At 39.7% G+C, this 13,541-nt stretch carries 15 protein-coding genes and 1 pseudogene; 6 read left to right on the top strand and 10 right to left on the bottom strand.

Annotated elements, in window-relative coordinates:
• The first annotated feature begins 17 nt into the window (after positions 1-17).
• Positions 18-1,382, top strand: coding sequence for a serine/threonine-protein kinase (locus tag UH38_RS24920; RefSeq protein ID WP_052672429.1), 1,365 nt, complete (start codon positions 18-20; stop codon positions 1,380-1,382).
• Positions 1,383-1,387: 5 nt separating this feature from the next.
• Here UH38_RS24920 and UH38_RS16785 read toward each other — a convergent pair whose 3' ends face one another.
• Positions 1,388-2,281: a c-type heme family protein gene (locus UH38_RS16785; protein ID WP_045055864.1), complete on the bottom strand. Its 894-nt coding sequence runs from the start codon at positions 2,279-2,281 to the stop codon at positions 1,388-1,390.
• Between the two features lie 78 nt (positions 2,282-2,359).
• Between UH38_RS16785 and UH38_RS16780 the strand changes: the two genes are divergently transcribed.
• The 4 genes and pseudogenes from UH38_RS16780 (at position 2,360) to UH38_RS16765 (ending at position 5,043) form a co-directional block, all read left to right on the top strand.
• Positions 2,360-3,241, top strand: a complete 882-nt coding sequence (locus UH38_RS16780; protein WP_045055863.1) for a phosphate/phosphite/phosphonate ABC transporter substrate-binding protein — start codon at positions 2,360-2,362, stop codon at positions 3,239-3,241.
• A gap of 35 nt (positions 3,242-3,276) precedes the next feature.
• On the top strand, positions 3,277-3,945 hold the full coding sequence (locus UH38_RS16775) for an SOS response-associated peptidase (RefSeq protein WP_045055825.1): 669 nt from the start codon (positions 3,277-3,279) through the stop codon (positions 3,943-3,945).
• Positions 3,946-4,164: 219 nt separating this feature from the next.
• Positions 4,165-4,568, top strand: a pseudogene (locus UH38_RS28235) (DUF6932 family protein).
• A gap of 16 nt (positions 4,569-4,584) precedes the next feature.
• Positions 4,585-5,043: a helix-turn-helix transcriptional regulator gene (locus UH38_RS16765; protein WP_045055824.1), complete on the top strand. Its 459-nt coding sequence runs from the start codon at positions 4,585-4,587 to the stop codon at positions 5,041-5,043.
• A gap of 34 nt (positions 5,044-5,077) precedes the next feature.
• Here the strand turns inward: UH38_RS16765 and UH38_RS16760 are convergent, their stop codons facing one another.
• The 4 genes from UH38_RS16760 to UH38_RS16745 all read right to left on the bottom strand — a co-directional run bounded on the left by UH38_RS16760 (position 5,078) and on the right by UH38_RS16745 (position 7,981).
• Positions 5,078-5,446, bottom strand: a complete 369-nt coding sequence (locus UH38_RS16760; protein WP_045055823.1) for a DUF1823 family protein — start codon at positions 5,444-5,446, stop codon at positions 5,078-5,080.
• Between the two features lie 5 nt (positions 5,447-5,451).
• A complete protein-coding gene (locus UH38_RS16755) occupies positions 5,452-6,168 on the bottom strand; it encodes an ABC transporter ATP-binding protein (RefSeq protein WP_045055822.1) in 717 nt (238 codons plus the stop codon).
• Complete coding sequence (locus UH38_RS16750) at positions 6,165-6,950, bottom strand: ABC transporter ATP-binding protein (RefSeq protein ID WP_144405707.1); 786 nt, start codon at positions 6,948-6,950, stop codon at positions 6,165-6,167. The genes UH38_RS16755 and UH38_RS16750 overlap by 4 nt, the downstream gene beginning before the upstream one ends.
• Positions 6,951-7,039: 89 nt before the next feature.
• Positions 7,040-7,981: a branched-chain amino acid ABC transporter permease gene (locus UH38_RS16745; protein ID WP_045055821.1), complete on the bottom strand. Its 942-nt coding sequence runs from the start codon at positions 7,979-7,981 to the stop codon at positions 7,040-7,042.
• Positions 7,982-8,027: 46 nt separating this feature from the next.
• On the opposite strand from UH38_RS16745, the gene UH38_RS16740 reads away from it, so the two are divergent.
• Entirely contained in the window at positions 8,028-8,720 is a 693-nt protein-coding gene (locus UH38_RS16740; protein ID WP_045055820.1) for a Uma2 family endonuclease, read from the top strand.
• Between the two features lie 6 nt (positions 8,721-8,726).
• Here UH38_RS16740 and UH38_RS16735 read toward each other — a convergent pair whose 3' ends face one another.
• From UH38_RS16735 to UH38_RS16720, 5 genes are all read right to left on the bottom strand, one after another.
• Positions 8,727-8,963: a DUF6887 family protein gene (locus tag UH38_RS16735; RefSeq protein ID WP_045055819.1), complete on the bottom strand. Its 237-nt coding sequence runs from the start codon at positions 8,961-8,963 to the stop codon at positions 8,727-8,729.
• Positions 8,947-9,138 (bottom strand): DUF6888 family protein, encoded by a 192-nt coding sequence (locus UH38_RS28230; protein WP_144405708.1) that lies wholly within the window; start codon positions 9,136-9,138, stop codon positions 8,947-8,949. The genes UH38_RS16735 and UH38_RS28230 overlap by 17 nt, the downstream gene beginning before the upstream one ends.
• A gap of 123 nt (positions 9,139-9,261) precedes the next feature.
• Positions 9,262-10,212, bottom strand: a complete 951-nt coding sequence (locus tag UH38_RS16730; protein ID WP_045055818.1) for a branched-chain amino acid ABC transporter permease — start codon at positions 10,210-10,212, stop codon at positions 9,262-9,264.
• An 8-nt stretch (positions 10,213-10,220) separates the two neighbouring features.
• Positions 10,221-11,441 carry an ABC transporter substrate-binding protein gene (locus tag UH38_RS16725; protein WP_045055817.1) on the bottom strand — a complete coding sequence of 407 codons (1,221 nt, stop codon included), beginning with the start codon at positions 11,439-11,441 and terminating at the stop codon, positions 10,221-10,223.
• A 231-nt stretch (positions 11,442-11,672) separates the two neighbouring features.
• Positions 11,673-13,451, bottom strand: coding sequence for a GAF domain-containing sensor histidine kinase (locus tag UH38_RS16720; protein WP_045055816.1), 1,779 nt, complete (start codon positions 13,449-13,451; stop codon positions 11,673-11,675).
• Between the last annotated feature and the right edge of the window lie 90 nt (positions 13,452-13,541).

The raw sequence follows: 13,541 nt of genomic DNA, 5'->3' as shown, positions 1-13,541 counted from the left end.
AAAAGTGAAATACTATAATGGAAACGATGCTTGCGGGTCACTATCAAATCGTTAGGCATCTTAGTAGTAGTGAATTTAGTCAGACATACGTAGCTAAAGATTGTTACTTACCAGGTAAGTCGCTGTGCGTAGTCAAGCGATTTCAGCCAAAAGTGCGGGATTTAGCAACGCTGAAAGCAGCCAGACAATTATTCGACTGCGAAGCTGAAGTCTTATATCGATTAGGCAGTCACGATCAAATTCCTCGGATGTTAGCTCATTTTGCTCAAGAAAATGAGTTCTTTTTAGTGCAAGAGCTAATCGCAGGTCATCTTTTGAGCGAAGAATTGATCCCAGGCAAGAAATTCATCGAAGCAGAAGCGATCGCCTTATTACAAAGTATTTTACACGTCTTAGATTTTGTCCATACCAGGCAAATTATTCACCGCAACATTAAACCTACGAACTTAATTAGACGTAGCGATGACGGCAATATAGTTTTGATGGATTTTGGTGCTGTAAAAAAAGTAATCGCCCAACTTGCTCATCCGACTGGGATGAAGGTAGCAGTTGGTTCCCCCGGCTATATGCCTAGCGAACAACAAAGTTGTAACCCCCAATTTAGCAGCGATATCTATGCAGTAGGCATGATTGGTATCCAAGCTGTCAGCGGCATAGATCCTTTAGATTTGCCTCAAGATAGCCGCCATAGCGAAATATTATTTAAAAATGTAACTCGCGTTAGCCCCAGTTTGGCAGATATTTTAGAAAGGATGGTACATTATGACTACCGCCAGCGCTACCAAAACGCCAGAGAAGTATTAGCCGCCCTGCACTCCCTAAATAGCCATACAAATATTACTCAAAAACCAACAAACTACAACACGCAGTATTTACTATCAGTTGAATTAGCCAATCAAGACGTATTTACCCCGCGTGTAGAAGAGTTCGAGTTACCTAGAGATGTGCAAGAGCAACTGCACCGACTATTGGTTAATGAAATTGGACCTATTGGCTTAGTCATGCTCAAACAAGCCTTAGTTTATGCTGTAAATTGGCAAGACTTGGTAGAGCAGCTGACAGAACGTATGCCTACAGAAAAGCGATCGCAATTGCGATCGCAACTAAATCTACTATACAACGACCAAAACTCCTTACTATTGGCGGAGCAGCCTATATCTGCTAGTTCGGCGATCGTCCATACACCAATTGTTGAGCCAGAATTTGTCATGAAATGCCAATTGGAACTAGCAAAATTAATTGGACCGATTGCGGCATTATTTGTCAAGCAGACTGTAGCTACCAAACCAAATATATCGAAAACTCAATTAGTTGAAACTTTAGCTAAATGTCTTCCTAGCAGCGAACTTAGCCAATTATTTACTGAATCGCTGCAAAGCTAATCTAGTTATTTATCAAGGAGATTCATCGCCATCACTAAGCTAGTTTTCATGCGATTGAAAGCTACTGTAAGTTTGCCAATTTCATCTTTTGACGGCTGTTCAAACTCCGCATCTAAGTTACCTATACTGACATCGTTAGCTACTCTAGCGATGCGTTCTATTGGGCGAATTACTGTTCGTTGCAGTAAAAAGTTAATAACCAACATAACCAACGCTAACGCCCCTGTAACAATCCCCATCAGAAACATGAAATCTTGACGAGTGCTATCAGCAACACCACTTGCGGGTACAGAAATTATTTGAGCGCCAACGATTTGATTTAACTTCCAGCCAAACCCGTTAGTCTTCCCGTAAGTAGTTAATTGGCTCTTGGGAGCAGCTTCGGGGGTGCTGTGACAGCGCAGGCAACTTTCTTTCCCAACTATAATTGGACGAGCAATGTAAAATAGATTGCCAGCAGGTGATACACGATAACCTGTTAATTCTTTGAGGGCAGTATTAGATTGAAAGCGTCTGACTAACTCCGTCTCAAAACCATCAGCGCGATCGCGTAGATTAGTAGGATTGAGAGTAGCTTCTTTGTAGAAAAAGTCAGTATATTCTGGATTTTTGCGAAATTCCTCAAATACTTCTCGCGCCGAATAGCCAGGAACAGTTTGCGGCAAAAATTCTGCATCTGTTTCTAACCGAGGCGCTAACTCTGGATTGACTTGAGTCAAAGTATATTGCCGTACCGAAAGCATAGTTTGCAATAGCAGTGTTGCTCTTTGAGTTACTTGCTGTTCGGTGTTGCGATTGAGGATTGTCGAAAAAGCGATTCCACTACAAACAACTGTTACTAAAAAAACTGTCAGCAACAATACGTTAAATTTTCTGCTAAGTTTAAAGTTTTTCAGCATCGCCACTTCTAAAACACTTTTAATAGATGATACAAATACTACGTCTTGCAAGAGTGGAAATCCGCAGATATTTTGCCAATGAGTATAATTTCACGCCGTATATTGCTCGCTCAAATTCTCTTGCTCTTAGCCAGTTGTACGCGATCTAAGTCCACCCCAACCAAACAGTTAGAAAAATTAGTCATTGGTATAGTTGCCTATGGAGAGGGGGTAGGTTCTGCCCAGCAATTTCAAAGTTTTATTAACTATTTGCAAAGTCAAACCAAAACCTTAATAGAGTTAGAACCTGCATACAATGAAGTCCAAGCAGTGAGGCAAATTCAGCGTCAAGCTTGGTCTTTAGTATTTGCACCACCAGGATTGGCTGCGATCGCTATATCTAGGGCGAAGTACGTACCTTTATTTTCGCTGCAAGGGTTAAGCAATCGTCGCTCTATTATCATCGTGCTTAAATCTAGTCCTGTCCAAGCCTTAAATGACTTAAATGGTAAGGTTATAGCTTTAGGGCAACCAGGTTCGGCTACAGGCTATTATGTACCGCTATATAGTCTTTACGGTACGACTCCCAAACAAGTGCGTATTTCTCCTACGCCGCAAACAACTTTAGAATGGGTAGCCAAAGGGGAAGTCGCTGCGGGAGCATTATCTAGAGATGAGTTCGATCGCTATCGCCCTGAGATTAAAGCAGATTTTCGAGTTCTGTTTACTAGCTTAAGAGTACCAGCAGGAGCGGTGTTGATTAGTCCTAGTGTTGAATCTAGTCGGCGTAATGCGATCGCCCAAGCTATGAATGAAGCTTTACCAGATATAGCGCAAGCAGCAGGCTACCTGCCAAGTGTCAAGCCACCTGAATATAATACTTTGATTACTTTTATCGAGCAGGTTAAACCGATTGAAGCACGCATTCAGGAACAACCTGCACCTTTATACCAAATAGCTGAGGAAAAAAAGTTGCCGTAAGCACTAAAATTTAGTAGCTATTAACTATTAAATTTATGTGCGGAAGATTTACTTTGAGCCAGCCGACAGATGCGATCGCCTCTACTTTTAATCTCCCCGAAATTCCTAGTTTAGAGCCGAGATATAATATCGCACCTACTCAATCGATCCCAGCAATATTATTAACACCCGAACGGGGTGAAAGACAGTTACAAATGCTGCATTGGGGTTTAATTCCTACCTGGGCGAAAGATGCATCTATAAGTGCAAAATTAATCAATGCTCGCTCCGAAACGGCTAGCGAGAAGCCATCATTTAAATCTGCTTTAAGACGGCGGCGATGTTTAATTATTGCTGATGGTTTTTATGAATGGCAGCGTCAAGATGGTAAAAAACAACCTTATTATTTTCGCTTAGAAAGCGGACAGCCATTTGCTTTTGCGGGTTTATGGGAAAATTGGCGATCGCCTGATGGAGAAGCGATCGCATCATGTACTATTTTGACCACAGAAGCCAACGATTTATTACGTCCTATTCACGACAGAATGCCAGTTATTCTTGATGCTAAAGATTACGACACTTGGCTCGATTTAGAAATTCAACAGCCTGAATTAGTGCAACCACTTTTACATCCCTATCCAGCTAATTCAATGCATAGCTACGCAGTTAGTACCAAAGTAAATAATCCTAAAAACAATACTCCAGAATGTATCAACAGTCTATGAAACATGATGAGATTTCATATAACTTAATTGCCATCTAGCTGCAGTAGTCATCTGAGTTTGTCGATAAAGTTTATGGCACAGAGGTGTTAGTCAAGCTAGTAACATCGCGCCGACATGAGTATAGACGGTAGCTAATGTTTTTTGATATCCAAGCGAATTCTTAAAACAAAAAGAGTGTTATTATCAACTTGTAACACGCTTTTTTTGCTGGGTTGTTAAATGCCCCCATTTAATGAACTAGGATATCTCCCGCCAGGAGTCTATGAAATTTCCTGGCAGGAGTTAATACAACGGTTTGCAACCAATCCCCAAAGGCAAAGATTGACAACAGGTTTAGCCGCAGCCCTGCAGAAATAGCTATAGCTGGTTGTACCCGCGTCGTTATTGGCGGGAGCTTTATTTCTGCTAAAGAAGAACCACAAGATTTTGATGCTTACTATGACAATTTTGGACTCGATTTCGATCTGCTCGATCCATTATTCGTGGAAGATATCGATTCCCAACAAGATGTTTTTTGTGGAGAACTATTTCCTATCATTGGTTACGATCTATTCTTGCAAACTGATAAGTTGGGTAATCCCAGAGGAGTTGTTGCCCTCGATCCGAGAAAATTAAATGATTAACTAAGAGGATAAACTTATGATTCAAAACGAACGTCAATACAAGGTTACTCAAACCAAACTCAGGGAATTAGAGCAAGCATCAGTTAATATCGATTTTCAAGATGCTAAATTACATCCTCGGCAGGTACTATCGCAGAAGAAAAGCTATGAGAAGCTAATCGCTCGTTTAAGACAGGAAATTGCTGAGTACGAAGAACTTAAGGGCGGCTGTATCGAAACTTTGCAAATTGCAGATATAAACGAACTACCAGTTGTTCTAATCAAAGCCAGAATTATTTTAGGCATGACGCAGAAAGAACTAGCAGAAAAAATCGGTACTCAAGAACAACAAATTCAGCGTTATGAAGCCGATCGCTATGCAGCAATTAGTTTTGACCGTATGATGAAAGTGGCTAGAGCTTTGGGGATGAGTTTGAAAGGTAGTATGGAAATTGCGATCGCTACTCAATCTAATTCTGTTGCTGTAAAGCAGTAGTAAGTGGGAAGTGCTACCAGAATGTATCAACAGTCTATGAGATATTATTAAACTTCATATAGCTTAGTAGCCAACTAGCTGCTGTAGCCCGCCGAGTTTGTCTAGGTCCAAATTCGCCTATCTTATAGCCTTTAAACCCTAATTCTTCTTTTAAAAGTTGCTTATTTTCAGCAGGAATTGAGCGAGTCAATTTTACAGTTGCAGGGCGACTGTCAATAAAGTCTGGTGGTTCTGGATATTCGCTTTGCCAATCTGAAGCAACGTGAGTATTATCCCAAGAATTTGTTTGCTCTTGATAGCGATATCCTAAGTAATGCCATACCAACTGATTTACTGTAGCGTCGTCAATTTCATCGTTTAAAATAGCCCATATAGTATCTGTATTTAGTGCTGGTATAGACATAAAATTTATCCTAAATAAGCTTTTTTCACTCGTTCATCATTGAGTAAGTCTGCGGCTTTTCCTGACAAGGTAATACAACCTGCTTCTAATACGTAACCGCGATCGGCAATTTGCAAAGCTAAGTTAGCATTTTGTTCGACTAAAAGTATCGTAATACCTGTAGAACGAAGATTTTGAATAATTGCAAAAATATCTCGCACTATTGCAGGTGCTAGTCCTAAACTTGGTTCATCTAATAATAATAATTGCGGCTTACTCATCAAAGCGCGAGCGATCGCTAGCATTTGTTGTTCTCCCCCGCTAAGGGTTCCAGCTAATTGATTGCGACGTTCTGCCAGACGGGGAAAAAGTTGAAATTGTCTGTCTATATCTGTTTTAATACTATTATCTGAGCGAATATAAGCTCCCAAATTTAAGTTATCTAATACAGTTAATCGACTAAGAATTTTTCGCCCTTCAGGAGAATGGGCAATACCAAACTTAACTACTTTATAAGCTGGATAGCGGCTAATATTGCGTCCATTGTAATATATATTTCCTTGCCGATAATTGACTAATCTAGATATAGCCCGTAATGTCGTACTTTTACCTGCACCATTAGCGCCAATTAACGTTACTACCTCACCTTTATTGACAAGTAAATCGATATTCTTTAAAGCTTGAATACCGCCGTAGTTAACGCATAAATTTTTAATTTCCAAAATTTGTGCAGCAACAGTCATACTTCCGCCCCTAAATAAGCTTCAATTACAACTGGATCGGTTTTTACTTCGGCTGGATTTCCCAAAGCAATTAGTTTACCAAAGTTTAATACAGCAATGCGATCGCATAATCCCATAACTAGGGGTACGTGATGTTCGATTAAAATTACTGTCAAGTTAAATTCAGTAGAAATCTGTCGAATAAATGCACTCAAATTTTGCTTCTCATTTGGATTCATCCCTGCTGCTGGTTCATCTAGCAGTAATATTTTAGGTTTTAAAGCTAAAGCGCGGGCAATTTCTAATCTTCTTTGATCGCCGTAAGAAAAGTTACAAGCTTTTTCATCAAAGCGATCGCCCAGCCCTACTAATTGCAATAAATCTAAGCCTTGTTGCCTAGTATTAGCTTCTTCCCCAGGTGCAGGTGGCAGATTTAATATGCCTGTAAATACGCTACTATTAGTATGAATATGTCTAGCAACAATTACATTTTCCAAAGCTGAAAGGTTGCCGAATAAGCGGATATTTTGAAACGTTCTCGCAATACCCAAGCTAGCAATTTTATGAGGACGAAGTTTAGCGATCGCTTTATTTTGATAAATTAATTCTCCGCTAGAAGGTGGCATCAAGCCGCTGATGAGGTTGAACAACGTTGTTTTACCAGCACCATTAGGTCCAATTAAACCAAAAATTTCATTATTATTAACATTAAAAGAAACATTATTAACCGCAATTAATCCACCAAAGCTACGAGTTAAGGCTTTTACTTCTAGAAGAGGAGTATCGCTAAGTCTTGCATCCATTAGATAAATTAATTGGGTAGCGAAAAAGGTTTTTAAACGAACCGCCAAAAGCGCCAAGGAAAAAGTAGTTGAAAATTTGGTTGTGTGTTCTAGTGTTCTCTTAACTTTTGACTTTTAACTTTTGACTTTTTAAACAATTCTGGCGTTACTAAACCTTGAGGAAAAAATATCGTACCGAATACAATCAGCAACCCAAATATAATTAAACGCCCATCGCGGAGAAATTGGGCGATCGCACTAGGTAAACCGCTAGTATCGGCAATTGCCCTTAATACTTCAGGTAGTGCTGTAAATACCATACCTCCTAAAACGGGTCCTACAAAGCTTCTAGAGCCACCAATCAAGACAAAGGTCAAATAGATAATACTGGCATCAAACGTGCCTTGACGGGCGTTCCAGGTGTTTAAGAAGTGAGCGCTAATTGCCCCTACCATCCCTGCTAATATTGCGCCTAAAGTAAAGGCAAGAACTTTGTAGTATGTAGGATTGATACCCATTGCATCGGCGGCTAGTTCATCTTCTCGAATCGCTGCAAAAGCCCTACCGACTTTAATTTGCTCTAGACGGTAGAGAAATACCATACTAAGTAAGAGTAAAGGTATAGCTACCCACAAATAAGCGATCGCACTTTCAAATGGTTGCGGTACGCCAAAAATCCCCACTGCACCGCCAGTAATCTCTAAGTTTAAGGATACTACGCGCAGAACTTCGACAAAAGCAATAGTTGCGATCGCTAAATATATTCCCTTCAAGCGCAACGCAGGAATACCTACTACTATCCCCAAAATGCCGCAAACTACGCCAGCAATTAACATCTCTAATAGCAACAAGGGAATGGGAAATAATGGCGCAGAAGATTTAAACACGCTAGTAGATAAAATTGCCGCAATATAACCACCTAAAGCATAAAATCCAGGACTAGCTAGAGATAATTGTCCAGCCATCAAGGGTAAATATAGAGATAACCCTAACATTGCCCCTAGTACCATAGAGACAATTAAATTTCCATAAGTGGCGATAAATTCAGCCATTTTTTGCTAATAAGATGTAAGTTAGATAGTTCTGGGGCAACTTACCATGTTCGAGTACCGTTCGCAACAATATTTGCCTACTGCCGAGGACTTACCTAGTTCTGACGATACTCCCCTAGATAATCAACTGCAACATCTAATTCCAACTTTGTTAGAAGAAATCCTAGCTAGAATCTGGGGAGATCGTTGGGATTGGTATTTTGGTGTTGATATGGGGGTATATTACGATCCTGATGAACCTGCGATCGTGCCTGATGGATTTTTAAGTTTAGGGGTTGAGCGTCTAATTGATGAAGATTTGCGCTTAAGTTATTTAGTTTGGGAGGAAAAGCAACTACCTATTTTAGTCATCGAAATCGTTTCAGAGACTTATCGCGGCGAATACAGCAAAAAAAGGGCTAAGTATGCTGAAATCGGAATTTTGTACTACGCTGTGTACAATCCTCGCCGCCGTCGCAAGCCACCATTAGAAGTTTATCGCTTGGTTGAAGGTAGCTATGATTTGCTCCCAGGTAATCCTGTATGGATACCAGAAATTGGTTTAGGAATTGGTAAAGAAGAAGGAACGCATCAAGGAATTACCCGCGACTGGTTATATTGGTATAACGAGCAAGGGCAAAGATATTTGACAGCGCAAGAGTACGCGCAGCAAGCAGAACAACGTGCGATCCAAGCCGAACAACGCGCTCGAATGTTAGAAGAGAAATTGCGATCGCAAGGAATAGATCCAGATTTGTGACTTAATTTATTCTGATAAAGTGCCAGAATTATTGCGCTTATTATCTTTCTGAGCAACTATCTGCTTAAACTGATCGAACTGCTGTTTTGCTTCCTCTTCTGTTTGAGGAAGATTGAACCAAACAGCTTCTGCATCCGGTGTTCTACGTTGATAAAGAACTCGCAGAGGTTCTATGTGTTCCCGATGAGCAAGAGCATAGGCAATTAGCTGTGCATTTGTCATTGTCTCAAAGTTCGGTTGCATCCAAAAATCTCCATTGTCCTTGAGAGTTAATAATTACCTGTAGTTCCTCTCCTGCAAAGACGAAAACAACTCCTATCTGCTCGTCGAAACGGAAAAGCTCAATGTTTCGGTAGCAGTTAGAAAACATTTGACAAACCCGAAGGCAGGCTTGTGCTTGCTCGTTTGTTGGTAGAATAACACGCTCCTTAATTGTGCCACAAAATTGTTAGACTACCGTTGTATCATAATTTACCTCGTGTTTCAGTAAATAACTTAAGGATTGGATTACGATCCGAGCGATATTTTCTATTAGTTTCAACTAAACTTTTTGAATCAAGCGCCTTCCCAGCAATCCTTGCGGACGCACTACTAGCATAATAAACAGTATGCCAAAAGCAACAGCATCTTTATAGGCTGAATATTCTGCTGGAACAAATGCCTCAATTAAGCCAATCAATAAGCCTCCCAATACAGCGCCAGGAATACTACCTAACCCGCCTAATACAATTACAGCTAATCCTTTTAAACCAAAATTAATACCAAAAAAAGGACCAGAAATACTTACGCTAGAAGCCACCAAAGTTCCTGCTAATCCAGCTAGGAAGCTGCTGATAAAAAACGTCAAAACTATAAAGCGATCGCTATTTATTCCGAGTAAGCTTGCTGTAGTTGCATCCTCAGCGATCGCCTGCATTGCTTTACCATATTTTGTGTTATTTATAAAATAGGTAAGCACAAGTAAAATTACTACCGATACGCAAAATATTACTACCTGCACAGTGCGAATTGGCACAGGATTTTCTACCGTACCGAAGTTTATTGCTGGTGGTAAATTTCCATAAGTGTTAGTAGGAAATGTATAGTTTTCTGCTCCCACTAAATACTGAATTAAGTTTACAATTACAACAGCAACACCTAAGCTAGAAACAACAGTAAGCAAAGGATCGGAACCTTTACGTCGCAACGGGCGAAAGGCAAAACGTTCGACCGCAACGCCTACTAATCCAGCTAATATACTACCTAAAATTAGGGCAAAAGCAAAAGGCAATTGTATAGGTAAAGCTGCGTTTGCTAATAAACCGCTAAAACCAAAAGCTCCACCCATTAAAGTATAAGTAAAGTAAGCGCCTAGCGTGAAAATTGCCCCATGAGCAAAATTAATAATTCCTAAAATTGAAAATATTAACGTATAACCCAAAGCAAAAATAGCATAAGCGCTACCGATAGATAACCCGTTTAAAAACTGCTGCAAAAATATAGTTATGTCCATAATTTTTGCTATTTGATGTAAGCAAACTTACCAGCATTGCCATCTGGACTCATATCTATTTGCGCCACATAAAATTCGTTTTGGATAATCTCACCTTCTGGGGTAAAGGCAATTTCGCCTAAAGGAGTTTGATATTTTCCTACTAATAACTGCTTGTTTAATTCAGTTCTTAATTTATCAATTGGTAACGTACTAACTTTTGTCTTTGCATCTACAGCTTTGAGTGCATCTACATATACTTGCACAGCCGTAAAAGCTTGAGCGCTAAATTGCGGCGGTTCTTTCTTATATTGCTCTCTATATGCAGTGCGAAAGGCATTATTAATTTCTCCAGGATGATTGGGACTATAAGCTTGTGCTATGGTTACGCCATCGCAAAGTGCTTTACATACAGCAAATACATTTGAAGTATTTAAACCATTACCACCAATAATTAAACCTTTATAACCAAGTTCGCGCAATTGTTTAATTAAATTACCACCATCAGATGCTAATCCAGAAATAATTATTAAATCTGGTTTTAAATTAATTGCATTTGTTGCTTGGGTTTGAAAGTCAGTATCGGTAGTTTGAAACTTTTGTACTGTAACTAAATTAAGCCCTTTATCCTTCACTGTTTGCTGAAAGATCTCTGTTTCTGACTTGCTAAATGCATCATTTTGTGCGTAGAATACAGCTACTTTTTTAGTATTAGGATTAATTTTTATAGCTGCTGCTACAGAATTAGGAGCTACTACAGAAACAGGTGCAGATACACGCGCAATATATTCACCTATTTGCGGGATACCCTTAGCAGTATTAGAAGGTCCTAAAACGGGAACTCTTGCCCTTTCAGCAATGGGGTCAGCGCTAAATGCTTGTTGTGATAATGTAGGTCCTACTATACCTACTACTTTATCTCTAGTAATTAAAGTCTGAAAAGCATTAATTGTGCCAGATTCATCGCCAGCAGTATCTTGAAATACTACTTTAATCGGCGTGCCATTGATGCCACCTTTATCGTTAAAATACTTTTCAGCAATCTTTACCCCAGCTACTTGTTCTTGACCTAATAACGCTACATTGCTAGTTTGCGCTACAGCAATACCGATAGGAATAGGCTTTGCAGAAGTAGTTGTAGTTGATGTTGTAGTTGTTGTAGTTGAAGTAGAATTTTGAGTTTGACTGCAACCAGCAACTAGAAAAGCAAAAGTAAGAAATAAAGTAGAAGTACGAGTAATAATTCTCATAATTAAACTACCTAAATTAGGGTAATATCTGACAAATGGTGGTACTTATTTTATAGCTGATAAGCACTATTATATTAATGAGCAAGCGTTTATAAGCCTAATAGTAATTTAAATCGTTGTCAAGAAAACATCCTCTTAGTTTTACTTAATGACAACTTATAAATGTTTATTAAGCTTGCATATTTTGATTGGATTTGTAATGAGACTGTTAATATTTTGGCTATGAAAATATTAATTTGCTGAATCATCAATTGGTGCTGAAGACATTACAGGTTCTTGGTATAACGGTACAGTAAACATAACTGTAGAACCTAATCCCTCGCCCATACTAAAGAAGTAAACTTCACCGCCCATAGCTTCTACAAGCTTTTGCGAGATTGTTAGACCTAAGCCAGTACCACCATAAGGGCGTGTTAGAGTACCATCTACTTGACTAAATGATTGAAATAGCTTTTCTTGTTTTTCTAAAGAAACACCAATACCAGTATCGACAACGCGGATTTTGACAATACCTGGAAGTTCGTAGTCTTGAAATACAATCTTTTTCCGCACGACATCAGCGCTAATAGTTATTCCGCCTTCATCGGTAAACTTAAGTGCGTTGCTAACTAAATTCAGCATTACCTGCAACAAACGCTTGTAGTTACCATAGACAACAATTTCATCAGCCGTATCGGGCTTTTGAATCATGAAGCTTAAATTCTTTTGTTCGGCTTGCGGCTTAGTAAAATTTTCGACGTGACTAAACAAATCATCTAGCTTGACTCTACCAAGTTCTAGCTCCATTTTGCCAGCTTCAATCTTGGCAATATCTAAAATGTCATTAAGGATATGCAGCAAATGGATAGCCGAACCGTAAGCCTCTTTGATAAATTCTTGCTGTTCCTCTGGATCGTCCGCCATCCCTTCTAAAATTAGCTTGAGAAAGCCCAGCATTCCATTTAACGGCGTGCGGATTTCGTGAGAAGTATTTGCTAAAAACTCGCTTTTTAGCCTAGAAGCTTCTTCTGCTTGGATTCGCGCTTCTTCTAATTCCTTATAGAGAGTAGCATGAGCGATCGCCGTTCCTACTTGTTCTGCTACTTCGCGCACTAACTCAATTTCATCCGCCGTCCACTGGCGGGGAGGTGTAACTAAGTCTGAGCGATCGCTTTTTTGCTTTGGCGATCGCCGCACGCATTGGCGCAGACTAATCAACCCGTTAGGCTTACCTTGATAATATGTAGCAACTACAAGTAAAGACTGCTGAAAACTAGGGCTATCTATTTGATCGACTACTACAGGTTCTAGAGTTTTTAGCGCTTGACTAAAACCAGCATCATCAGCAATGGATATTTCTACGCCTACCATCGAACGCACAGGTATTTGACGGTATTCGGCTACTACGTGTACTTGTTCGGAATTTTCCCGATAGGCGCAGACTATACAATGACTTACGCCTAGCGCTTCTCCCAAACTATCTACTGTCTGCTGCCAAATTGTATTTAAGTCTAATGTTCGGCGGATGTTACGCGCAATATGAATCAGCAGTTTCTTTGATTCTGCTGACGGCACGACAATCGATTGACATACAGTTTGAGGAGTAAGAGATAATTGTTGTGTCGCTTCTTGTTCTAACTGCCTTCCCATTACCAAAACTCTATTTGCCGTTTGGCTTGTTGATGGGATGGGGCTAATAACTAATTCAAAACTCCATAAATATTGTTTATATCTAAACAAACACTTACAGCGTTCGGGAGTCATGCTAGACACAATCCGCTGTACCCTCTGTAAATATGCAGCTAAGTCTACAGGTGCAAAAGTTTCGTTTAGAGAGCGCGTAACAGTTTGCTCGGCATTTAAGTCAAAATTCTCAGCTTGCTGCCAATAAAAAGATAAATAACGCCCCGTAACATCCTGCGTAAATACTAACTCCGAGCCAAGATCGCGCCATAGCGAACTAGAATTGCGATCGCCTATTGCCTCAGTCGATATAGATAGCGGTGGTTCGGAATTAGCAGAGACGCTCATGTAACGCTTTTAAAATAACAAAAAGCTAATCAATACTTGCTTCGAGTTTGGCACAAAAAATTTTAAATCGCTCGAATTAATAACAGAAAA

The sequence above is a fragment of the Aliterella atlantica CENA595 genome, assembly GCF_000952155.1.
In the GTDB taxonomy this organism is placed as follows: Bacteria; Cyanobacteriota; Cyanobacteriia; order Cyanobacteriales; family Chroococcidiopsidaceae; genus Aliterella; species Aliterella atlantica.
The sequence above is the reverse complement of the archived record's forward strand: the minus strand, read 5'-3'. Positions and strand labels throughout refer to the sequence as shown.